Genomic DNA, 24,522 nt, shown 5'->3' on the forward strand with positions numbered 1-24,522 from the left:
CCTCTATCTTATATCCAATTCCACTGCAAAACGATAGTTCATATCTCCTTCATACCAAGCCGGAAAGTTCGTTCCCCAGACATTATTGTACAGATTTATGAAAATACCATCGTTCAAGGAAGGCTGAGCATTGTCAAATTGTAATAGCCCTCTTCTGCCAAAAGAAAACAAAGGAGATTCTTTGGAACGAATTGCGACTCCCCCCTCAATGCCGGAATATGTAAGCCCTTCTTTTGATAAAGCATGCATATTGCGATTCCCGTCTTCTACTACATGATAAGGAGATAATGGCTCACTTAATTTGTGCATTTTCCAACAATATGGATTCGCAACAGAGATACTCGTTTCTACCCAATATGCTTCTGGCATTCTATTAGCCGCTTTGTCTTGCATTTTCAACATTCCTTCTAATGTTTTCGTGCGAAGATTTAAAATGTAACTAAGCCGCATCCTCTTCGGTAAGCCGAACTGTGTCACAGATTCTTCCTTGAACTTTAAATCAAAATCAAATATGACAAGCTCATTTTCTCGTCTAAAGGAAGCATTATTTACGTATGGCGAGATGATTTCATGTCTAATCTCGGAATATGCTTCGATTCCCCTTTTGGCAAAGTCAACCAATGCCCAACTACTCGTCCAACGTGTTAAACGACTATATTGACTTAAAAATTGGCTAAAATTCGCAAAGTCGAAACGTTCATATGATAGCTCTCCAAATCGCTTTCCTTGCTCAAGCATTGAACGATTCTTTACCTTCAGTTCTTGGAGCGCTCCTGTTGAAGCAAAGACCATTTCAAACTCACCAAACTGATATGGTTTTCCAATCACAATTTGTTGGCCGGGCTGGATCACTGTGATTGTACTTTCATAGTCCGCAAATGCCTGTTCCGCTTCTTTCTGGTGTGTCTTTGATAAATATCCGACAGCTTTTTCAACATACTCCCGCTGTTCTACCCAAGAAGCTTCATATAATTTATAAGATCGTTTCTCTGCATGAAAATCAAGATCTGTACTAATCTCCGTCATCAGATCGAAGAAGTCCATCGTTTTGCGGTCACGATTAAACTCTAATCTATCTTTTGCTCGAGCCTTTTGAAAATCGGGGATTAAGTAGTTTCGGTAATCCGGCAAAAATACATTACCATTCCCGCCCCATGTATGCTCAGCTACTAATAATAGTTGTTCTGAGAATTGCCGATATTCTTCGCTGTCCTTTAGCAATGTCCCTCGGGCTAACCATTTATCTCGCAAACCAAGCAATATTTCATACTTGCCTATTTTTCCTGGGTCAGAGCCAACACCATGAATCCAAGAATCAGCGATTTCTTCTTCAATCACAGGCAGGGTTTCCCTTTTTCCCCAGGCTGCTTGGGCAAATTCATCTAATGTGGATGCGACAATGTCAACATCTGGATATTGCTGACTCAATTTCTCATGAAGCTCCACCACTTCTTGAACATCACGAGGTGGACCTTGATTATCGTGACTATGGGCGAAATAAAGCAAGTCATCCCAATCTTCACGTTCAAAGGTTTGTCCATAATCCTTCGCATAATGAACAATGATTTCTGAACCGTCATTTGCCCGCCATACGAATAACTCTGGCACATTCGGAACAGCTGAACTAGCATTTACACCAATGTGCAAATACTTTAAGCCAGCCTTCGCCATTAAGGGGACAATTGCAATCGTATGTCCAGGCACATCTGTCATTTTCGCTGCTATGGTTTTCTTCTGAAATCGTTCATCAAGCTTTTGTGAAATTGACAAACCATACTCAAACAGATCTCGATCCATTAACTCTGTATGTGTTGTCACAGGTAAGCCATGCCATTTAATCGTTCCTGCTTCAATCGCCGCAATCAGGCGATTTTTATCTTCTGCGACAACAGCTTCATGATTTAAATAGTGGTCAATTAACCATGACCCCGTCGTCCATGTAAACTTTTCCTTCAGGGCTTCACCGATTTCAACTGCTCTAGGGATATAATCAAACAGATACGTATCCATTACCTTCTCAGCTAAGTCGGTAAAACCAATATCTAAATGTGTCTTAAAGACAACATGTAGTTTCTTCATGGTTGACTCCTTCCTTATTCAGGGTTAACCGGAAAGGCTACTAAGCCTTCGTTTAACTCTTGACACCTCTCGAGTAGTTGCTCGGCACCTTGCTTTTCTGAAACGAAATAAAGTTGATAATCAAACTCATAAAATCCAGATAAATCTACTTTAAAGTTGGTTTCCCAATAGTTATTCATTACCCATGAGTAGACAAGGTCCTTGTTTTTCTTATAAGTGTTTTCATTACACAATTCAATTTTATGATGATCCAAGGTTCCTAATGTCATTAATGGTGTGTCCTTAATCGCGACAAGCAGAGCTTGTTCCTCATCTTTAAATGCTAATCCATTTTGCAGCAGGTAGAATTCGATATTTGTGCCAGGCAGCTGATCAATCGCTGGTCTGAATACGGTACCTGTCTTCTCAACAAATAGCTCACTTGCTTCTCCGAGACTAAATGGAAGTGGGATGTATAGATTCTCAGGGGCCCACTCATTTTGTTTTTGAATTCTCACATTGACATTTATTTTCGGTACATGTTTATAAATTTTCAGGAATACAGTGTACATTTCCGTACCAGCCAATTCAAAATCCATTTTAACGGAGATAAATAGCGGCCCATCTTTTACTATCTTAATATTTTTCAGACTGGCAGGATGACGCTCTGTCAATCTACCTTTACGATTACGCCCCATCAATCTTCTTTCTGTACAAGCATCTGTTTGAATCGGTGTTTTTTCATATACACCAGCAAACGGAGCATATGGTGCATCTGGATGAATGAGTTCCTTGCCACTCTGCTTTTCAACAAATGATTCAATTCCTGTTGTATCATTAAATGTAATTTTATAAGCATTTGTTTCAATCATATGCGTATTCGCAATCTCTTCATATCCAGGATATGCGGCTAAATCTTCCACACGATCTGTGCCAATATGCGCATGGTTTTCAACCATTTTCTGTTTGGGCGCTTCTCCTCTCTGTAATTTCACGATTCTTTCTTCCTTAGGGTCTAACGTGATGGCGAATTCAATCAAATCACCACTCGGTATAGAAGTAAGCTGGCAATCCAGCACCTCATTCGTCTTGCAATCAACCACTTCCACATAGTTTTCCCTATCCCATGCTAAATAAGTTCCATCAATATGTTCCCAATGCTTGATTTGCACAGACGTAAAATCCGTCACTCTATTCTCATGTGGATTAACTACTTTGAAATACTTTTCCCGATCCGTCTGCTGGGACACTTCCCCCAGATTGCTTAACACTTCATCCAAATTCTTAGAGATCAGCCTGTTGGCACTAATCGCATAAGCAGCCTTTCGATAATCCAAATCATTGACGAGCGTATTCCATGGTTCGCTGACAGAAGAAGCATAACCCCAAGTATGTTCCGCATACATCATTAGCTGATTTTCCGCCTCTTGTAAAAACAAATGTTTGCCTAACTCGGATTTAGGGTCCAATTTCTTCGATAGATGATATTTCCGCTGTGCATCACGATAAATTTTCGTTGGTGCTGGTGTCGAGCCGACCCCATCTGCCCACCAATCTGTCCAGTCCCCTGAATAAGTAGGGATGTCCAAATCCTTGTTTCGCAAAATCCGGAAAAACTCATTCAGTGTAATAAGTGCTATTTCCACCTGTTCTCCGTGCTTCTCATTCCACTGATGAATGGATTCAATCAAACGCGGATTAGGTGGCGCATTATCCGTCACAATTCCCGAAATCATATTGGGAATGAAATCAAACGGATAGTTTTCAGCTTCCAAATCTTTTACATAACCGAAAATTCTTTCCTCCGCAATGTCCATCTGGTCCGGCTTCGTTACGACTACAGCTCCTTGATCCATTCGATAACTATTAGGGATAAGCATAAAATCATTTCCGATTTGGTAATGGTCACCATTCCACACTAACACCTTATTACTTTTTGGCGTTTCCCACCAGAATGGTTGTTGTTTTTTATATAAAGGAAACATCCCATGATGCGTATGCAAGCATGAAAACAAATTTACAATCCCATTTTTATACATAGTCTCAGCATATCCCCAAGAAAATCCGTTAATATCTGCCGTCATCGCGGAATTTAAGTCAAGCTGGTTCGTTTCCGCATAGTCTCTTCCCTTTTGGAATTTCTGATCTAGAATCTCATTATCTACTAATTCTGTCATATTTAAATAAGTGAGAGAAATATCAATAAGGCCCTCCTTTACATATTTTGTAAATTTCCTTTTGTATTCCTCATTGCCGTTTTCAAGGAAATTCTCCACCTGCCAAAAATTCTCACATGTCCATTTATAGCCTTCCCATTCTTTCTTCGAACCATTTCGGGCAGCGTCCAAAATATCAATCACCGATTTAATATAATCAACATGATATCTTTCGATTTTTTCTTGGCGGTCAGTATAACCAATATCAGTATGAGAATGTTGAATTAAATATAAGGTCCATTTCTTTTTCATCTGAAGCCCACCTATCCTTACCATTTTTTCTTTAATAAATATACTAAGCCTTTACATGTACTGAGCATGCCATTCTCACTTGCTTTTATCTCTGTTCTTAATGCTTGTCCCTGATCTAGTCCTGCCTGGATACCAGCCTTCATCCACTTCATGCTCCCAGCAATTTGTCCGCCGAAAACGATACAATCTGGCTGGAAGGATTGTACATAACGCTGTAAAGCCGTTCCAATCAGGAAACCGAATTCTCGAAAAACGTGTTGCGCCTTTTGTGAACCCCTTTGTGAAGCTTGATAGAGTGCTAGTCCGTCTGTTTCTTTCATACCCATTTGCCCGGCTACCATTTTTAAGCCATTTGCTGATAAATAGTCTTCGATCGTTCCCTTTAAAAATGGATCTTGATAAATCATGCCACTTTCCTGTAAACCATATTTATTTTTCACGATCTCACCCTGTTCAATAAAGGTGGAACCACAGCCTGTTCCTAACATAATGAACATCGCCTTATCTGCCTGTTGGCCCACTCCATAAACATATTCACCTATGGAAAAGGCGACCGCATCATTTTCAAATAAGAAAGGGATATTTGCCGGAAAGTTCATATCAACCAACCATTCCTGGAAATAAGGCTTTAGCTCGACTTGATAAAGAGCATCATATTTTCGCAAACCCTTTATCAAACTGATCCCATTTTCGTAATCAAAAGGACCTGGGAAGGCGATCCCGATCCCCTTTAACTTCCCTTTTTGTTCCAGTACAATCTGGAGTTGCCTTTGGATGATCTGTTCAAAATTGGCCAATATTTCTAATTTTCCCCGCTCCGCCTGAGAGGGGTACTTTTCGCCATCCGCCTGATCCCCGTGTAAAAGGTTTGCTTTTATTTCAGTTCCACCGACATCCACACACAAATAAAATTCTTCGGTCATTGTTTCCACCTCAATTAACGTACAAAGGCTTTAATCGTTATTATTTCTTTTCCGACACTGCTGCCGTATGGCTTAATTCTGTAGTTCCTCACTGCCTCAGGGATGATAAAAGTTTCACCATAATGGACAACAAATGGGGCAAAGCTTCCATCAACACTTTCTACAATAGCCTCGTCACCTTCCACTAAGTTCAGGACATTCACACTCCCATGAGTTTCGTGTAATACTTCTCCGGAAAAAGTGTGTCTTCTAGTCTCGATAAATTCACTTTCATGAAGACCAGTTCGTTCTTCCTTCCATGTATCATTTTCGACCAGTACTTCAAAACGATTGGCTAGCTTCTCTTCCACCCAATCTTGGTCACGAGAAAAAACAATATTCGGTTCACCATGCTCTAAATGAACTGGACGTGGAATTCCATCTAGGCCAACTCGTTCCCAATCCCATAGTTTAAATGTAAAACGATTAGGGGTTGCACTGATTTCCAGTACAACAGAGTTGGCACCTGCACTATGAATTGTTCCTGCGGGAATGGAGTAGTGGTCATGCTTTTTGATTGTTTTTTTATAAATATAATCTTCATCTAGAAAACGCCCCGTACCAGTCTCGGCCAATCTTAGTTGCTGCATCATCTCTTCTTTGTCTGTGCCATTTTTCACCCCTAAATAAATCTTGGCATCTTCTTCTGCATCAATAATATAGTAGCTCTCATCTTGGGTATAATGCGCACCAAATACTTCTTGCGCATAGTCTATTAACGGATGCACCTGCAGGCTAAGGTTCCCTCCCCCCATCGTATCGAGAAAATCGAAACGAATCGGAAATTCAGCGCCAAAGCGACCATAAACACGTTCTCCTAATAATGGTAATGGTTGGTGCATGACGACATTATTAGCCGGTATTTCCATCCGTACATCACCAAACTTTAGATATAAACTATTCTCTTCAGGAACCCCATCAAAGCTCCAAGCTAGATTGACTTTGTCTTGTCCGACCTGAAATTTTTCCTGCATCCATTTTCCTCCCCAAACCCCCGGGTCAAAATATGGGACTAAACGAAAAGGTTGTCTAACGACCTGCTCTAATGCCTGGAAATAGCTCTCAGCATCTACCATAACAGGCCGATGTTTCTGATGTGTATCCAAAAAATAATCAATGTGAGCAAATAATTGCTTTTTCAATTTATCTGCTATGCGCCATTCGAAAAAATAGCCACGCTTCACCATTCTTAATGGATCTTCCCCGAAATTATCTGCCTTCCAATTACTAAATTCCCCTGAACGATAACGGTTTTGAATTTCCCATCTTGCTAAGTCGGCATAGATTAAGAGATCCGTTTCATAGAGTAATGAAGCTCCTACTCCATACACAACGACCAATTCATCATTATCTCTCTTCTCTTGAATACTCATCTTCAGCTTTTTTTGTTTTTCTTCATCAACAAAATCGGAAAAACTGTGATGGCTCATTAAGCCAAAAACGCGATCATCCGTTAAATTCATTTGTATCATCTCTGTTATTTTTTTCGATGAATAAAATTGTTCAGATGCTTGCACGATGCAGCTTGGATTTAACGATTTAATGAGTTCTTCTAACAACTCTCTTTCATTCACAGTAGGGTAGCATTCTATTGTTATAACATTAGATCTAGATTGGGTAATTTCTTGTCTTATTTTGTCTATAATTGCTTTATATCCACTGCATGCCTGTTGCTCTGTTTTAACTTTTACCTCTGGAAAGGGATTAAACATTACGTTCCTCCTAATGTATCTTTGTTATGACATTACTTTAGAGTCTATCACAATTTAATAACAAAAATTGTCTTTTTAGAAGCATCATCCGAGCAAGCTTAACGGACTTTGTTATAGATTTCGGATCGATGGATCTAGTTTTTTATATGGTTCACAATCTTAAGTGATCATCCTTTATTCACGAAAATCTAAATAGTAACGGTATTTTTTTCCGATATAAAAACATTCTGTATACTCGTAAAAATTTTCGGAAGCTTGTGAAGTAAAACGAACTCTTTTCAAGACAGGTTCAGATTCCTTTATTTTTAACTTTCTTTGCACTTCACGATTGGGCGATATAGCCTCAACATACTCCCTTTCCTGATTTACGCTAATGTTCTTTGTCTTCAAATAGGCGTAGAAAGAGGAATAATAGTCCTTGGCATCTAAAGAATATTCGCGATCATAGGCAATATAGGTGACAAAGAAAGCAAAAATAGAATCTTCATCTCCCCGTACTCGCTTTAAGACCAGCACTTCGCTTCCAACTTCAATATTTAAAAACTTAGCCACACGTTTATTCGCATGCCCTATTTTCACCTCTACATCTACTGTCTTTGCAAGCTTCCCGCGCTCCTGTAGTTCTTGGGTAAATCCCTTAATAATTGTAAAATGATCTTCCTCTTGAAATGTATCTTTGACAAATGTACCCTTTGATCGAATGCGTACGAGCAAGTTTTCCTTCATTAATTCATCAATTGCCTTCCGAATCGTGATCCTACTTACATGATAGATATCACACAGCTCCATTTCTGTAGGAATTCGCTCACCTTCCGGCCATTTCTCTGTTTGAATATGCAAACGCATATCGTCGGCAATTTGCGCATATAATGGATAAGCCGCTTGATTGTATATTTTCATTATAGACTCACTGCTTTCTATTTGTACTTATCACTAGTCTCTTTCGTTTCATTTGATAAGTCAAGCACTTCTATTCCCTTTCATATAAACACTTATAGTGGCCAAGCCAAACGTAATGTTTACGAACAGAAATCTTATAAAAATGGCCCTAACATTAACTTCTTATTACATATACGATAAGAATACAAATACAGATTCATCAGCTAAATCCAAAGCTGCTAATGGAGCAAAATTAGTACGGCAAAAGGTTCCTTCTGGTTTTGACTGCGGGGCCAATATTCTTATTAAGGTATAGCCAAATTTTATAATTAGCTGCGGAGCATAGAGCTAAGGACCAAATAACCTACGACAATTTTAGCCGTAGGTTATTTACGTGAGACCCTTCCTTTTGAGGGAGAAATGGATGCTCCTGAAATATTTTTGAGAATCTCTTCCCCTCGTTCAACAAGTCCTTCTAACGAATGGCCAATTCCGCTTTCAAAAGATAGTCCATATCTCCCTCATACCAAGCTGGAAAGTTCATCCTCTATACATTGTGGAATATAATCGAAAAGATCAGTATCACCTTTTCATCTAGGTGATAAAACCAAATATCTAAAGGCGTCTTAAAGACAACATGTAGTTTCTTCTTTATAAGATGATTCCGTCCTTATTCAGGGTTAACTGGAAAGGTAACTAGTCCTTCGTTTAACTCTTGGCACTTCTCAAGCAGCTGCTCCGGACTTTGCTTCTCTGAATCGAAATAAAGCTGATAGTCAAACTCATAAAAACCGGATAAATCTACTTTAAAGTTGGTTTCCCAAAAGTTATTCATCACCCAAGAGTAGACAAGATCCTTATTTTTCTTATGGGTGTTTTCATTACACAATTCAATTTCATGATGATCCAAATTCCCTAAAGTGATTAATGGGGTGTCCTTGATCGCAACAAGTAGGGCTTGTTCTTCATCTTTAAATGCTAATCCATTCTGCAGCAGGTAGAACTCGGTATTGGTACCAGGCAACTGATCAATCGCCGGTCTGAATACGTTTCCTGTCTTCTCGACAAATAGCTCGCTTGCTTCCCCTAAACTAAATGGAAGTGGGATATAAAGATTTTCAGGAGCCCACTCATTTTGCTTTTGAATCCTTACATTAACGCCAATTTTCGGCATATCCTTATACACCTTTAAGACCACATTATACATTTCCGTTCCGGCCAATGAAAAATCCATTTTAATCGATGTAAACAGTTTTCCATCTTCTATTACTTTCATATTTTTCAAGCTTGCTTCATGACGCTCTGATAATCTTCCTTTGCGATTGAGTCCCATCACTCTTCTTTCTGTACTAGGATCTGTTTGAATTGGCGTTTTTTCATAAACACCAGCAAACGGTGCATAGGGGGCATCTGGATGAATTAATTCCTCTCCGCTCCGCTTATGAACAAATGATTCAATTCCTGAGCTATGATTAAACGTGATTTTATAATCATTTGTTTCCATAATATGCGTATTCGCCATCTTTTCATATCCAGGATATGCGGCTAAATCTGCCACCCCAGCATGGTTCACGACCATTTTCTTTTGCGGGGCTTTCCCTCTCCGCAATTTAACGATTCTTTCTTCCTTAGGATCTAATGTAATAGCGAATTCAATCTGGTTCCCTCTAGAGATAGATGTAAGCTGTGAATCTAGCACTTCATTCGTTTGACAATCTACAACTTCAATAGAGTTATCTAAATAAGCCCCATCAATATGCTCCCAATTCTTCATTTGAATAGATGTATAATCAGTCACTCGATTATGATGAGGATTGACAACTTTAAAGAACTGCTTTCTGTCTATTTGATGGGCAACTTCTCCGAGATTGCTTAATACCTCATCTAAATTTTCCGATATAAGTCGATTGGCGTTGGTCGCATATGCAGCTTTTCGAAAATCCAAATCATTAACCAATGTATTCCATGGTTCTCTTACGGAAGAATTGTAACCCCAAGTGTGTTCTGCGTATAACATTAGCTGATATTCAGCCTCTTTTAAAAATTGCCGCTTCCCTAACTTATCCTCTGGATCTAATTTTTTCGATAAGTGATATTTGCGTTGTGCATCACGGTATATTTTTGTTGGTGCTGGTGTAGAGCCAACTCCATCTGCCCACCAGTCTGTCCAGTCACCTGAATAGGTTGGAATATCGATAGCTTGCTTACGCAGGAACTGAAAAAACTCATTCAATGTGATCAGTTCAATTTCCACTTGCTCACCATGCTTCGCATTCCATTTATGAATCATTTCCATTAACCGCGGATTAGGAGGTGAATTATCCGTCCCAATTCCCGAAATCATATTAGGAATGAAATCAAATGGATAATCTTCTTCTTCTAAGTTTTCTAGGTACGTAAAGATTCGCTCTTCTGCAATATCCATTTGATCAGAGGTTGTCACTGTTGCTGAACCTTTATTGATTCGATAGCTATTTGGAATAAGCATAAATTGGTTCCCCATATGGTAATGGTCCCCATTCCAAACTAAAATCTTATGGCCTTTCGGTGTTTCCCACCAAAAAGGAATTTGCTTTTTATATAAAGGAAACATCCCATGATGCGTATGGACGCATGTAAACAAATTAACGATCCCATTTTTATATAAGGTTTCAGCATACCCCCAAGAAAAACCGTTAATATCTGCCGTCATAGCAGAATTTAGATCAAGTTGGTTCGTTTCCGCGTATTCCCTTCCCTTTTGAAACTTTTGATCCAAAATCTCATTATCTACTAATTCCGTCATATTTAAATAAGTGAGGGAAATATCAATAAATCCTGCTTGCACATACTTTTTGAATTTCTGTCTATATTCTTCATTACAGTTTTCAAGAAACTGTTCCACTTGCCAAAAATTCTCACAAGTCCATTTAAAGCCTTCCCACTCTTTTTTCGTACCATTTTCGATTGCGTCTATACTATCAATAGCTGATTTAATATAATCCACATGATGTCTTTCAATTTTCTCTTGGCGATCTGTATAGCCAATATCAGTATGCGAGTGTTGAATTAAATATAGCTTCCATTTCTTTTTCATCTTAAGCCCACCTGTCATTTTTTTGCTGAATATACTAAGCCCTTACATTTGCTAATATTCCATCCTCACTTACCCTTATCAAAGTACTTGGATTATTGATTTTGAATTCTTTCATATTGAGCACGTCTGATTTCTAAGTAACGATCAATCCCCATTTTTTCCAAGCTGTTTACATACTCTTCCCAGCCTGTTTCGATATCGACCTTACCTGTTACAAACTTTGCACGCATCTCTTCAACATATGTTTCAACATCTGTCAAGATGGCGGAAATTTCAGCACCCTCTTCCGCAGTACTTTGGAATTGAGGTAGGATGGTCTCTGGTTCTAATGCTTCAATTTCTTCAGTATTTACTTTATATATGTCATCAATTTCTAATCCTCTTGCTTTTACACGCCATTCTGGATCTGGCTCAACATATGGATAGAATGCACCATAAACATTATCCACAAACTGGAATGCTCCTAATTGAATACCCCCATCATAGTTTAAAATTTCATCATTATAAAGTGGTGCCCCATCCACCATTTCATATGTTTCTCCTTCAATTCCAAAGAAACCGAAATTAGAACCCTCTTCGCCATAGAAGAAATCGACCCATTCAATCGTCTCTTCCGGATGTTGATTATCCTTTGTAATCATAAACTGAGTAGTACCACGAGCAGGGTGGTCAATCCAGTTTAAAACTCTGTCACTATTTGGTCCATCAAAGGCATGGAATCCGACAAAGTTGTTTGCAACTTTACTGCCAAGATAATCAGGACCTGGATGGGCGAAAACACCGACCTTATCTTGAGAGCCTTCCGTTACCCACTCCTCATATTCCATATCAGAGAATGTTTGCGGGTGGAATAATTCTTCCTCCCAAAGCATATTAAAGTATGACCATAGTTCTTTGTACTTATCATCTGTAAGTGTCAATTGTAATTCGCCATTTTCGTCTAAATAAAGCTTCATCTCAGCAGCCTTTAGACCACCCTCTCCCATACCAAAAGGGCCAAGCATTTGTATTTCGAAGCTTCCAATTCCACCTGGTTTTAATGAAAGCGGAACCTCGTCATCGGCCTCCCCATTATCATTAGCATCTTCTGATTTAAATTTACGAAGTACATCCGTAAATTGGTCTAGTGTTGTAATGGACGTAGGATCGTCAATCCCTATGTTTGCTAACCAATTTTTATTAATGTAATACCTTGTAGAACGCTCTGGACCTGAGAAATCTACATACGGTAAAGAATAAATATGCCCATCTGGCATTGTAACTGCTTGCTTAATGGATGGATTTTCTTCAAATAATGCTGTTAAGTTTGGTGCATGCTCTGCGATCAAGTCTTCAAGTGGGATAAACAAACCCTCTTGTCCATATTTTCCTACTTCATCTGTCGAAAAGCCGAATCCTCCATAGAATGCATCCGGTAATTCCTTAGATGACATGATGACATTCTTTTTCTCTCCTCTGCTTTCATCAGGGACTTCCTCCCATTCGATGTGGACATCTGTCATTTCCTCCAGCTTTTTCCACATCCATAACTCATCTGCGGGTGGATGAATACTGCCAAAACCTCTCTTCATAAAGTGTAACGATAACTTACCATCTTTTGTCTCATCACCTTCCTTACTAGCTTTAGAATTCTCATTGCTACAAGCCGTCAGTATCATTGAAAAAGTTAGAAGCAAAACCAATCCCAACCATGAGAGCTTTTTCATCTCACTCCTCCTAAATGGAAAATTCTTTTTATATCTGAAGAATGCAGTCGCATCCGGGATATCAAGTTTTTTATTCTTTCAAGAAATTTGACGTTGTCTACTTACGGTAATTTTTGACAAGCAGTCCCTTTATTGATAAACCTATCCTTTCAATGATCCCACCATAATGCCCTTTTCGAAAAACTTCGATAACAATGGATATAGAATTAACAAAGGTAAGGTTGATACGATTACTACTGCATATTTCAAGCTTTGTTTTTCAATCATTCGGTCTGCATACCCTGCATCCACCGTTGTTTGAAGCATTTGTTCCATCGAGTTTTGCACCAAAATCTCCCTTAAAATAAGTTGTAATGGAAATTTCCCTCGATCTGTTAAATAAATTAAAGCTTCAAAGTAGGAGTTCCAGTGCGCTACCCCATAGAATAATATCAATACGGCAACGATTGGGGTAGAAAGGGGTAATACAATTTTATATAGCAATTGAAATTCCGAAGCACCATCCATAAAGGCACTTTCCTCTACTTCCTTTGGAAGATTTGTTTGGAAATACGTCCTCATAATAACGAGATTAAAAACACTAATTGCTGGTGGAAGAACAAGTGCCCACATTGTATTCATTAATCCTAGTTGTTGGTTTACGAGATAGAGCGGGATTAATCCACCGCTAAAGAACATCGTCAGTACTATAAAGAATGTAATAAGATTCTTTCCATAAAAGCGATCTCTCGATAATGGATAAGCCCCTAAGATTGTCATAACAATATTTATAACTGTTCCTATCGTTGTATAGATAATTGTATTTTTAAAAGCAATCCAAATCTCCGTGTTTTTAAAGACTTCTATATAACTTGTTACATTAAAGCCCTTGGGCCAAATAAGTAGTGGACTTTCATAAATTAACCTCGGATCACTGAACGAAGCAAATAACACAAAGACCAACGGATACAAAAACATGAATAGGATCAGGATGACTGCTATGAGAATAAAACCATCCAATATTTTTTCGCCTGTTGTCCTCTTAACTTGATTCAACATAATGCCACTCCCTTTCTGCAAACACATGCATTACCAAAGACTCGTCTCGTTTACCTTTTTGGCAATCCAATTCACTGTAATGAGAAGGATACAGCCTACTACATTATTAAATAATCCTACGGCTGCTGAGAAACTATATTGGGCTTCGACAATACCACTCTTATAAACATAGGTTGCGATAACCTCTGACATTTCCAAGTTTAGTCCATTTTGAAGTAGTAAGATTTTTTGAAAGTCTGAACCCATTATTCCTCCAACTGCTAAGATGGCAAGAATGACAATGGTTGGGCGTATTCCTGGCAGGGTAATATGCCATATCCTCCGCAGTTTACTCGCTCCATCAATATAGGCTGCTTCATATTGATCCTGTGGGATTCCTGCCATTGCAGCTGTATAGATAAGCGATCCCCATCCAACCCCTTGCCAGGTTCCTGACCATACCATGATATGCCAAAAATTATCTGGATTCGCTAGAAAGTCAATACGTTTTCCTCCAAATGTTTCAATAATCGCGTTGATTATGCCGTTATTAGGTGAAATGAAGAAAAATAAAATTCCTACTGCGACCACGACTGATAGAAAGTGAGGCGCATAAGCGATTGTTTGTGCGACATTCCTAAAAACCTTTGATCTTAGCTCGTTAAACAATAATGCAAGAATAATAGGTGCAGGTATACTGACTACTAAACTATAAATACTCAGCCCTAACGTATTCTTCAAAAGCCGCCAAAAATGGAAGGAATTAAAAAATCGTTCAAAGTGAGCCAATCCAGCCCATTGACTGTCAAATATCCCCAATGCAGGTGAAAAGTTTTTAAAGGCAATGATTACCCCATACATCGGCCAATAGTGCCAAATGATAAAATAAATGATTGCTGGTGCGATAATGATGTACAGCGGAATATTCTTTTTAAGCTTCTTCTTCACTTCTTGTAAACGACTTTTATTTTGAACGTTCATTAGTGGCGTTTGACTAACAGTTTGTTGCTTTTTCACGTAATTCCCTCCTCTTTTTCTACTATGTTTATATTTTGATTTGTCTTTCACCACCTTCCAAAATCCTTCTTAGATAGAAACTTTGACTAATCGCCCGTTATCCCCCGCTTGGGCTTCTTTGGAGTCTCATAGTTTGAAAGCAGGGGGCTTATGGACGGTTACATCAGGATTAATATACTAAGCCTTTAGACTTTCAAAGGATTTGGATTATTGATTTTGAATTCTTTCATATTGGGAACGTCTGATTTCTAAATAACGATCAATCCCCATTTTCTTCAAGCTGTTTACATACTCTTCCCAACCCGTTTCGATATCAGCCTTACCTGTTACGAACTTTGCACGCATCTCCTCGACATATGTGTCAATATCTGTCATGATGGCAGAGATTTCGGCACTTTCTTCCGCAGTACTTTGGAATTGTGGTAGGATGGTTTCTGGTTCTAATGCTTCAATTTCTTCAGTATTTGCGTTATATATATCATCAATTTCTACCCCTCTAGCTTTTGCACGCCATTCTGGTTCCGGTTCAACGTATGGATAGAATGCACCATACACGTTATCCACAAATTGGAATGCTCCTAATTGCACACCACCATCATAGTTTAAAATCTCATCACTATAGAGTGGTGCTCCATCTACCATTTCATATGTTTCCCCTTCGATTCCGAAGTAGCCAAAATTAGAACCTTCTTCACCGTAGAAGAAATCTACCCACTTAATTGTTTCTTCAGGACTCTGATTATCTTTCGTAATCATAAACTGAGCAGTACCACGGGCTGGATGATCAATCCAATTTAATACCCTGTCACCATTTTCTCCTTCAAAGGCATGCAATCCAACAAAGTTCTCTGCAACCTTACTGCCAAGGTAGTCAGGAACTGCCCATGAAAAGACGCCAACTTTATCTTGAGTACCTTCTGTTACCCATTCTTCATATTCCATATCAGAAAATGTTTGCGGGTGGAATAAGTCTTCCTCCCACAGCATATTAAAATATGACCATAGACTTTTGAACTTATCATCTGTAAGCGTCAGTTGTAACTCATCATTTTCATCTAAATATAGCTTCATTCCAGCAGCCTTTAGACCACCATTGCCCATGCCAAAGGCTCCAAGCATTTGTTCCTCGAACATACCAATTTGACCCGGCGCTATGGAAATCGGGACCTCATCGTCGGCATCTCCATTGCCATTGGCGTCTTCTGACTTAAATTTACGAAGTGCATCCGTAAATTGATCTAATGTTGTGATTGATGTAGGATCATCAATCCCAATGTTTTCTAACCATTTTGCATTAATGTTATATCTTAAAGAACGTTCTGGACCTGAAAAATCTACATACGGTAGAGAATAAATATGTCCATCTGGCATTGTAACTGCTTGCTTAATAGATGGATTCTCTTCAAATAATGCGGTTAAGTTTGGTGCATGCTCTTCGATCAAATCTTCAAGCGGGATAAATAAACCCTCTTGTCCATATTTTGCTACCTCGTCTGCTGAAAAACCGAAAGATCCATAGAATGCGTCCGGTAATTCCTTGGATGACATGATGACATTCTTTTTCTCTCCTCTGCTCTCATCGGGAACTTCCTCCCAATCGATGTGGATCCCTGTCATTTCCTCCATCTTTTTCCACATCCATAACTCATCTGCTGGCGGGTGAATACTGCCAAAACCTCTCTTCATAAAGTGTAACGATAACTTACCATCTTTTGTTTTATCACTTTCTTTGCTTGTTTTTTCGGAATCGCCACCAGTACAAGCTGTCAATATCATTGAAAAAGTTAGAAGCAAAACCAATATTAACCATGAGAGCTTTTTCATCTTACTCCTCCTAAATGTAGAATTCTTTATATATCTAAAGAACACAGTAGCATCCTAGATACCGAATATTTCGTATTTTCAAAACCGTTAGAAGTAATATCATTTATATACAGCCTTATAATGACGAGATTAAAAACACTAAACCTTTACATGTACTAAGCGTTCTATTCTCACTTCCCTTTATCTTTATTGCTAATGGTTGTCCCGGCTCCATCCGCCACCATATGCTTCCCAGAATTTATCCACCGAAAAACAATACAATCTGTTTGGAAGGATTGTACATTGCGTTTTACAGCCGTTCTAATGAAGTAATTGAATTTTATGCCCCTTTTGCGAAACTTGGGAGGGTGCTAATCCATTCGCTTCTTTCATGTTCATTTTCCTGGCAAGCGTTTTCAAATCGTTTACAAATAAGTAATCTTCGATCGTTCCATCTAAAGATCAGTTTTGATAATTCACGCCATCTGCCGGCAAACCATATTTTGTTACGATCTTACCTTTTTCAATGAAAGTGGAGCTACTGCTCATCCCTAACATTCATTTGACCATTCTATATTTTTTGAGATGAATAAAGTTGTTCAAATGCACGTTTGGTATAACTTGGATTCAACGTTTGACGACCTATTCTAACAGCCTGCTTTCGTTCATAGTATTATATCATTCTATTGTTATGACATTGGCTCAGGTGTGAATACATGTCTATGACCTCTTTATAACAGCTGCTTGCTCTTTTCCTTACCTGTATTTTCGAAAAAGAATATACATGATATACCTCCTATACTATAATGTCCCTTTGTCATGACATTATATCACACCCCAACGTGTAAAATTGTCTTTTTAAACGCCTACTGCCAGAACGCTTTACATGCTTTGTCATATCTTCGCTTAAAAATGTTTATTAGGAGTAATATCAACACAGCTGACATGGGTAAAAATGTAAGAACCCTCCGCATCTGATCTGGAGAGTTCTTTTATGAGTGATAATTGTACCGATTGCAGCCTGTTCTTAAACTAACTGCCCATCAGCTTAATAAGTCCACTTGCTATAACGTCACCTCTAATTGAATGTCACTAATTTCTCGTTTATAAATACACTCATTTATCTCTGCCGCTAGAACACAACCCATTTTATGATAAAAATTCTGAGTTTCCACTGATGGGTGCGCACCTATATACAGTTTTTCTGCACCTAATAATTTCGCAGCTTCTTTTGCCTTAAGAAAAAGATACTCACCAATCTTCTGTCCTCGGGCGGGCCGAGTTACATGGAGAAAAGATAACTCTCGATAAATAGACTCGCTTCCAAATGGCACTGCTTCAATAACAGCGAATCCAATCAATTGTTCCTCTTGTTTTGCAATTACTACAACACCGCCTTTTTTAATCGTTTGTCTAAAATGCTCGACAATCTGTCGTTTCTTTTCCAAGGTCCAATTGTCTTCAAACAAATCCTCGTTCTCAATCAATGTTCCCTGATCATTGAATAGCACTCTTGTTGTTCTTTGAAAACGTTCAAAAGAATCTAGCATCCCAGGTAAGACATCTCCAATTTGTATAACACTTATTGTAAGCATGGATACCCCCTCCTAAAAACCATAATGAATAGTTGAATTACAGGCACCTAAGCTTATTTTACTAATATTATCTCCTAAACGTAACTGCCATTACTTCAACTTGGATGTCAAACCACTACGTAAACAGTTATCCACTTATAATTTACTAGGTCACAAGAAATAGGCTGTTATAAAAGTCATTGAATAACTTTTATAACAGCCATAGTCATATTCCTTATGATTTACTATTATAAACTGCAAAGGAAGAAATCTGTGGACACCATCTTGATGCTGAAATCGTGAGTCGAATAAAGCGAGCTTTTGTCTCATCGCAACGGCAAATACGCTTATAGCCAATCACCGTTCCAGTAAACAATGGCTTCCACTTATCACCAGCTTTATATTCGAGTTCAAATTTTTCAACTCGCTGCCCGTAACGATATTCCTGCAAAACAATATGATCAAATACCTGTTCCTCTTGTAGATCAATTTCAATCTGGGCTTGTTCAGTTCCTTCTTCAGGAGCCCAAAAAGTATCTTTATTATCATCAAACATGGCATTTGCTTCATGTCCGCTTTGTTCTTCTGTTGCAGTTGCTGTCGCCTCCGTCGCCAAATTTTCTTGAAATATTTCGCGAATCCGATCGCCCAGTTCTCCTAAACGTTTGACATCATTTTCGTGAATAAGGCCGCGTTTATCTGGTGGTAAATTCAATAAGAACATGGCGTTACCACCAACGGATCCATAATAAACATGTAGCAATTCATCTAAAGATTTAACCTGGTCATCTTCTGAAGCATGGTAAAACCAACCTGGCCGAATGGATGTATTGACTTCTGCTGGATACCAAATCAGTTCATCTGCCTGCTGAATCACCTTTCTACTTCCCAAATCCTGATCAACCGCCTCATACTTTTTAGCAAATGCGCGATCATCCGTTTGTTGAGATTCTTCAGCAATTTTTTCTGTTTCTCTTAATTCAACTGGAACGACACTCCATTCCGATTCTCGACAATGTCCTGCTTCATTTCCACACCAACGCACATCTGGTCCACATACAGACATGCTGGCATTTGGTTGCAATTGGCGCACAAGGTCATAATACGAATCCCAATCATATTGTTGGCGTTTTCCATTTGGCCCTTCTCCACAAGCACCATCAAACCAAACACTGAAAATCTCACCGTAATTCGTTAATAGCTCTCGTAATTGATTCTTGAAATATGTATTATAGCGAGGAGAATCTCCATATGTATGCTCGTGGCGGTCCCATGGGGATAAATAAACCCCAAATTTCAAGCCTTCTTTTTGACAGGCCTCTGATACTTCTTTCACAAGATCGCCTTCACCGTTTCTCCACGGACTGCTTTTCACTGAGTAATCCGTATACTCACTTGGCCATAGGCAGAAGCCATCATGATGTTTACATGTGAGAATTAGTCCTCTCATTCCAGCGCTTTTACAGGCCTTTACCCATTGTTCCGCATCCAGTTCTTCAGGATTGAAAATGGCAGGATCCTCTTTTCCGCTCCCCCATTCCTGATTGGTAAAGGTATTAATACCAAAATGAATAAAGCCATAAAACTCAAGTTCTTGATGCTTCACTTGTCTTTCTGTCGGTTGTACATGAGCTGCATAATGAATAATCTCTTCCATTGTTATCTCCCCTTCCATGTTAAAGAGGCTGGGACGTAAGCATTTTCATCAAAGAAAAAGCCGAATTCTGCTAAGGTAATGCATTGTTCGTTCTTGGAGCTTAACGTTTTAATGATGTCCCAGCTCCTATTTTAGCTGTTGTTTTCAGTTCAATACTTGATTTAAAGCATTACTGGAAAGGTTGACAACAAATATAAAATGATTTATTTGAAAAAACACTTCAACCTACCAGTTAATGTAATTCAAATTCATACTCCCAGTCAATGCCACAGGGCAAACCATCGGCACTTGCATCCGTGTCGACTGGTGTTCCGTCAAATCGATATAGAGGCGCATAGCCATGGCCGATCCGACTTGTCGATTCTCCTACATAATGGCAAATAAACGAGCGGCGAAAACGGTCTTTTGATTGATTAGGATAAGATCCATGAATGACACTCCCATTAAAGAATAGCACATCTCCAGCTTTCATATTACACTGTTCGACGGATTTACCTTCGGGAACCTCCACTTCTAAAGCTGTAAATGACTCTTTAATATCTGCCTTATGCGGGCACATAATATCCAGTTCACTCGTTTTTGGAACAACAACTAGCCCGCCATTTTCTTCGTCTGCATCATCTACCGCAACCCAGGCGGCAATACAAGTCCCAGGTTCAACCTTCAAATAAAAATTGTCCTGATGGAGTGCCTGCCCCCTTGAGCCTGGTGGTTTAAAGTAAAACATGCTTTGAGCCGCAAGCGGTTCCTCATTAAATAAATTTGCTAGGACTTGTTTGATATTCGGATGAAGCATATACTCTTTCAGTGTGCCATTCACTTTATGGGGATGGATCATCCTTGGATAAAGCTTTAATGGGTCCTGGTCAGCTTTCTCTTTTGGAACAGGATCGAAACACCCCTTAATCGGACCCCCAGCATGCATGTTCATCGCTGTCTTTTTTATATCATCGATTTCCTGCTCGGTAAGAAGCCCTCTAGCGATCACAAACCCTTCATTGTGAAACTGCTGAACAAGTTGCTGATCTAACATATTACTTTCTACACTTTTCTCCATACTGTCCCCTCCATTTTATATTTTCATAGGAATGGTTACGTTTGCATTGTATAATAGGGAGAAAACGAAAGGAATACAGAAAATGGCTAATCATTATCATGATCCTGCTACATATCATTTTCCTAATGTCCAAGTTTCAGGCCATTTTTCCAAAGCATTTGGGTATGAAACCGTTCGTTCAGAAGGGACTCGTGATTGGCTTCTTACCTACACACTGAAAGGTAAAGGCGGTTTCCAAATTGGAGATGTTGATTTCATGTGCCAATCTGGTGATATTATTATATTAAAACCAGGAACACCACATCATTATTATACAAGAAGAGAAGAGGTTTGGGATTTTCTTTGGGTCCATTTTATCCCTCGTCTAGATTGGAAACCATGGCTACAATTACCAGAACGAGATACAGGGTTATTATCGATCCATGCAAACCAACCAGCCTTGCAAAATAGGCTGACAACTGCATTTTTTAGATTAATTGAAGACAATCAACCATTTAATCGTATTTCTAGGGAACTGGCACTTAATGCGCTTGAAGAAATCATTTTACTTATCTATCAGAAAAGCAATCCATCATATAATCACATTCGAGATCCGCGTATACAAGACATCGTAGAATACTTAACACATCATTATAATCAGCACCATTCCATAGCCGAACTAGCTAAGATGGCCTGTTTATCCCCATCACGCTTAGCTCATTTATTTAAACAAGAGGTTGGACAGTCCATCATTGAGATGCTAATCACCATTCGTTTAAAGCACGCGACACGTTTCCTTCAATTTACTTCTCACTCTATAACAGAAATTGCCGAAGAATGTGGATTCCAATCAACCAGTTACTTCAGCCAACAATTTTCTAGAGTTTATGGCATCAGTCCCACTTCTTATAGGGCGCAAACTGCTAGAAATTAAGAAAGAGGTTGGACAAAAGCAGTTAAAGTCGAGTTGTTACGTATACTCACCTGCGGGTGGCTAATGACTCTCCTCGTGCTTCGCTCTGCAAGGTTTCATTGAGGACTTTGCAACGAACACGATGTTCTAGTGTCGCAGGACGTAATCGTCACTAGCCGCCCTCCCGCAGGAGTCTTTGTATATTTCCTCCGATACAGCAGCTATTTTGTTCGAGCTAAAAATTGATTTTTACTTTTGCCTCAGCCTCTATGTCTAACTTCTTTCGCTGTATAGTCAGGATTATGTCAACGCCAGAGTCGTTTCCAACGTATTGGTAGAATTTGCACCTACCATCACTTTGATATTCCCAGGTTCAACCACAAAATTCATTTCGCGATTCCAAATGGCTAAATCTTCCTTCTTTACTTGCAATGTCACCATTTTTTCTTCATTTGGCTCTAACCAGATCTTCTGGAATCCTTTTAATTCCTTGACTCTTCTTGTAATACTTGCTTCCATATCTTTTATATATAATTGTACCACTTCGGCACCTGCTAGATCTCCTGTATTTTTTACAACTACTTGGACTTCCACAGTCGCCCCTTCATTGACTTGTTCCACTGAAATATTTGTGGGACTGATTTGTAAATGACTGAACTCAAATTGTGTGTAACTTAGACCATGTCCAAATGAAAATAACGCTGTTCCAGGTGAATCGATATATTGTAGCTCTCTTCCTTGGTCCTTCTGATTATAGTATACAGGTAATTGGCTGGATGAACGCGGCAAAGAGACTGGTAGTTTTCCACTTGGGTTTACTTCACCAAATACGATCTCAGCCAAGGCCTGTCCTCCTTCTTGCCCTGGGTACCATCCGCAAAGAATGGCCTCACAGTCGTCGACAATATTAGTGATTGCATGTGGTCTTCCTTGGATGAGGACCGTTACAATCGGTTTTCCGGTTGCAGCGATTTCCTTGACCAAAGCTTCTTGAACGCCACCAAGCCTTAAATCGGCTAAGTCAACGCCTTCTCCACAATCCATATCGGTCGGATTCCCAGAAACAATTGCCGCTCCATTGGAATCAAATTCGAGATCAAAATTCCGCATACTGCTGCCACCTAATACAAGAATTACGACATCCGATTTCTCAGCAGCAGTGATCGCTTTAGGAAAGCCTTCTTTTGAATGACCTCGTACAGAACAACCCTTTACATAGGTAACGTCTCCCTCAGCTATATCCTTTATTCCTTGAAGGACCGTGCTTCCTTTTCCATCCTGCTGAATAGCTGTATAATCCCCGAGCTGATTATAAATTTGATCCGCATTCGGACCGATCACAGCAATTTTTCCCGTTTGCTTGCTTAACGGTAAAAGCTGATCTTCATTTTTCAACAATACTGCCGACTCACGGGCGACTTGAAGATTGGCTTTTCTAAACGATTCATTTCCGACTATCTGCAACGCTTTTTCTTCATCTGTATAGGGCTGATCAAATAAGCCGAGAGCAAATTTCAAATGAAGGACTCTTCGCACAGCACGGTCGATCAGATCCTCGGTTGTTTTTCCCTTTTCAACGGCTTGTTCTAGGGTTGTAAAGGCTGTATCCCATAGGCTCAGATCAACACCTGCTGAGAGCGCCATAGCAGCGGCTGATTCATAATCTCCTGCAAGCTGAGTCAAGCGATCAACAGCCACTCCGTCCGCCATAACGATGCCTTCAAAGCCCCATTCCTCACGAAGGATTTCTGTCAGTAAAGTTGTATTTGCATGGCATGGAATCCCATCAATTTCATTATAGGCCGCCATACACCCAAGTGCACCAGCTTCTACCCCAGCCTTCATTCCAGGTAAGTGGATTTCCCTTAATTCTCTTTCACCAATATTGGCTGGACCGGCATTATGGCCTCCTTGTCCTTCTCCCTGACCACTAAAATGCTTTAATACTGCGACAATCTTATCAGCTTGGGTTAATTCTTCTCTGCTTTCTCCTTGTAAGCCTTTCACAGCAGCATTTGTCATTCTTGCAGCCAGATAAGGATCTTCACTAAAACATTCTTCCGATCGGCCCCATCTGGGATCACGCAAAATATCTAATGTGGAGATAAGACCTAAATGTGCGCCTCTTGAGCGTACCTCGGCCGCAACATGTTGATAGATTTCTGCCATCAACTCCGGATTCCAGGTGCTCCCCGCTCCAATATTTGTCGGGATTAAGGTTCCGTCTAAGGCTTGATGTCCGTGTGGGCATTCTTCCGATAATAAAACAGGAATCCCTAAACGGGTATTCTCCATTACATAGCGTTGAATTTTATTGGCCCATTTTGCATTTTCATGAGTAGGAATGCCATTTTCATAGGTTACGGCAGACCAAGGATCAGAACGAAACAGGCCATAAAGCGCGCCCATACCATCTCCCAATTCCACTTGCTCTTTAAACGCTTCTGTTAGCTCAATACCATTATCTGTTTTTCTGTAAGCTTCCCATCCATACATCTTCTGATTAAGCTGGCCAACCTTTTCTTTTACTGTCATTCTTTGCAATAAATCTTCTACCCGTTCCTCGATAGGGATTGAAGTGTCTTTATATTTCACCAACTCACATCCATTTCAATTGATTTTACATTATTCATTATGAGCATTT

At 39.4% G+C, this 24,522-nt stretch carries 15 protein-coding genes; 1 reads left to right on the top strand and 14 read right to left on the bottom strand.

Annotation, left to right across the window (positions count from 1 at the left end; translation table 11 throughout):
- Positions 1-3 precede the first annotated feature (3 nt).
- The 13 genes from KI375_RS00765 to KI375_RS00825 all read right to left on the bottom strand — a co-directional run bounded on the left by KI375_RS00765 (position 4) and on the right by KI375_RS00825 (position 20,986).
- Entirely contained in the window at positions 4-2,079 is a 2,076-nt protein-coding gene (locus tag KI375_RS00765; protein WP_212971655.1) for a DUF5054 domain-containing protein, read from the bottom strand.
- Between the two features lie 14 nt (positions 2,080-2,093).
- Positions 2,094-4,526, bottom strand: coding sequence for a glycoside hydrolase family 38 N-terminal domain-containing protein (locus KI375_RS00770; protein ID WP_244852140.1), 2,433 nt, complete (start codon positions 4,524-4,526; stop codon positions 2,094-2,096).
- A 17-nt stretch (positions 4,527-4,543) separates the two neighbouring features.
- Positions 4,544-5,449, bottom strand: coding sequence for an ROK family protein (locus tag KI375_RS00775; protein WP_212971657.1), 906 nt, complete (start codon positions 5,447-5,449; stop codon positions 4,544-4,546).
- 14 nt (positions 5,450-5,463) lie between these two features.
- Positions 5,464-7,200 carry a class I mannose-6-phosphate isomerase gene (locus KI375_RS00780; RefSeq protein ID WP_212971658.1) on the bottom strand — a complete coding sequence of 579 codons (1,737 nt, stop codon included), beginning with the start codon at positions 7,198-7,200 and terminating at the stop codon, positions 5,464-5,466.
- Between the two features lie 174 nt (positions 7,201-7,374).
- Positions 7,375-8,100: a GntR family transcriptional regulator gene (locus KI375_RS00785; RefSeq protein ID WP_244852142.1), complete on the bottom strand. Its 726-nt coding sequence runs from the start codon at positions 8,098-8,100 to the stop codon at positions 7,375-7,377.
- A gap of 649 nt (positions 8,101-8,749) precedes the next feature.
- Positions 8,750-11,155, bottom strand: coding sequence for a glycoside hydrolase family 38 N-terminal domain-containing protein (locus tag KI375_RS00790; protein WP_212971659.1), 2,406 nt, complete (start codon positions 11,153-11,155; stop codon positions 8,750-8,752).
- A 92-nt stretch (positions 11,156-11,247) separates the two neighbouring features.
- Positions 11,248-12,861: an extracellular solute-binding protein gene (locus tag KI375_RS00795; RefSeq protein WP_244852144.1), complete on the bottom strand. Its 1,614-nt coding sequence runs from the start codon at positions 12,859-12,861 to the stop codon at positions 11,248-11,250.
- Positions 12,862-13,002: 141 nt separating this feature from the next.
- Positions 13,003-13,899 (bottom strand): carbohydrate ABC transporter permease, encoded by an 897-nt coding sequence (locus tag KI375_RS00800; protein ID WP_212971660.1) that lies wholly within the window; start codon positions 13,897-13,899, stop codon positions 13,003-13,005.
- A 30-nt stretch (positions 13,900-13,929) separates the two neighbouring features.
- Positions 13,930-14,859 carry an ABC transporter permease gene (locus KI375_RS00805; protein ID WP_212971990.1) on the bottom strand — a complete coding sequence of 310 codons (930 nt, stop codon included), beginning with the start codon at positions 14,857-14,859 and terminating at the stop codon, positions 13,930-13,932.
- Positions 14,860-15,102: 243 nt separating this feature from the next.
- Positions 15,103-16,719 (bottom strand): extracellular solute-binding protein, encoded by a 1,617-nt coding sequence (locus tag KI375_RS00810; RefSeq protein WP_212971661.1) that lies wholly within the window; start codon positions 16,717-16,719, stop codon positions 15,103-15,105.
- Positions 16,720-17,762: 1,043 nt separating this feature from the next.
- Positions 17,763-18,293: a GNAT family N-acetyltransferase gene (locus KI375_RS00815; protein WP_212971662.1), complete on the bottom strand. Its 531-nt coding sequence runs from the start codon at positions 18,291-18,293 to the stop codon at positions 17,763-17,765.
- 214 nt (positions 18,294-18,507) lie between these two features.
- Positions 18,508-19,929 carry an alpha-L-fucosidase gene (locus KI375_RS00820; RefSeq protein ID WP_212971663.1) on the bottom strand — a complete coding sequence of 474 codons (1,422 nt, stop codon included), beginning with the start codon at positions 19,927-19,929 and terminating at the stop codon, positions 18,508-18,510.
- A gap of 232 nt (positions 19,930-20,161) precedes the next feature.
- A complete protein-coding gene (locus tag KI375_RS00825; RefSeq protein ID WP_212971664.1) occupies positions 20,162-20,986 on the bottom strand; it encodes a phytanoyl-CoA dioxygenase family protein in 825 nt (274 codons plus the stop codon).
- Positions 20,987-21,068: 82 nt separating this feature from the next.
- Here KI375_RS00825 and araC point away from each other — a divergent pair, with 82 nt between their 5' ends.
- Positions 21,069-21,899 (top strand): arabinose operon transcriptional regulator AraC, encoded by an 831-nt coding sequence (araC, locus tag KI375_RS00830; RefSeq protein WP_212971665.1) that lies wholly within the window; start codon positions 21,069-21,071, stop codon positions 21,897-21,899.
- 279 nt (positions 21,900-22,178) lie between these two features.
- Here the strand turns inward: araC and KI375_RS00835 are convergent, their stop codons facing one another.
- Positions 22,179-24,413 carry a glycoside hydrolase family 3 N-terminal domain-containing protein gene (locus KI375_RS00835; RefSeq protein ID WP_244852192.1) on the bottom strand — a complete coding sequence of 745 codons (2,235 nt, stop codon included), beginning with the start codon at positions 24,411-24,413 and terminating at the stop codon, positions 22,179-22,181.
- Between the last annotated feature and the right edge of the window lie 109 nt (positions 24,414-24,522).

Source organism: Bacillus sp. J14TS2, from assembly GCF_018333015.1.
Lineage (GTDB): Bacteria > Bacillota > Bacilli > Bacillales > Bacillaceae_C > Lederbergia.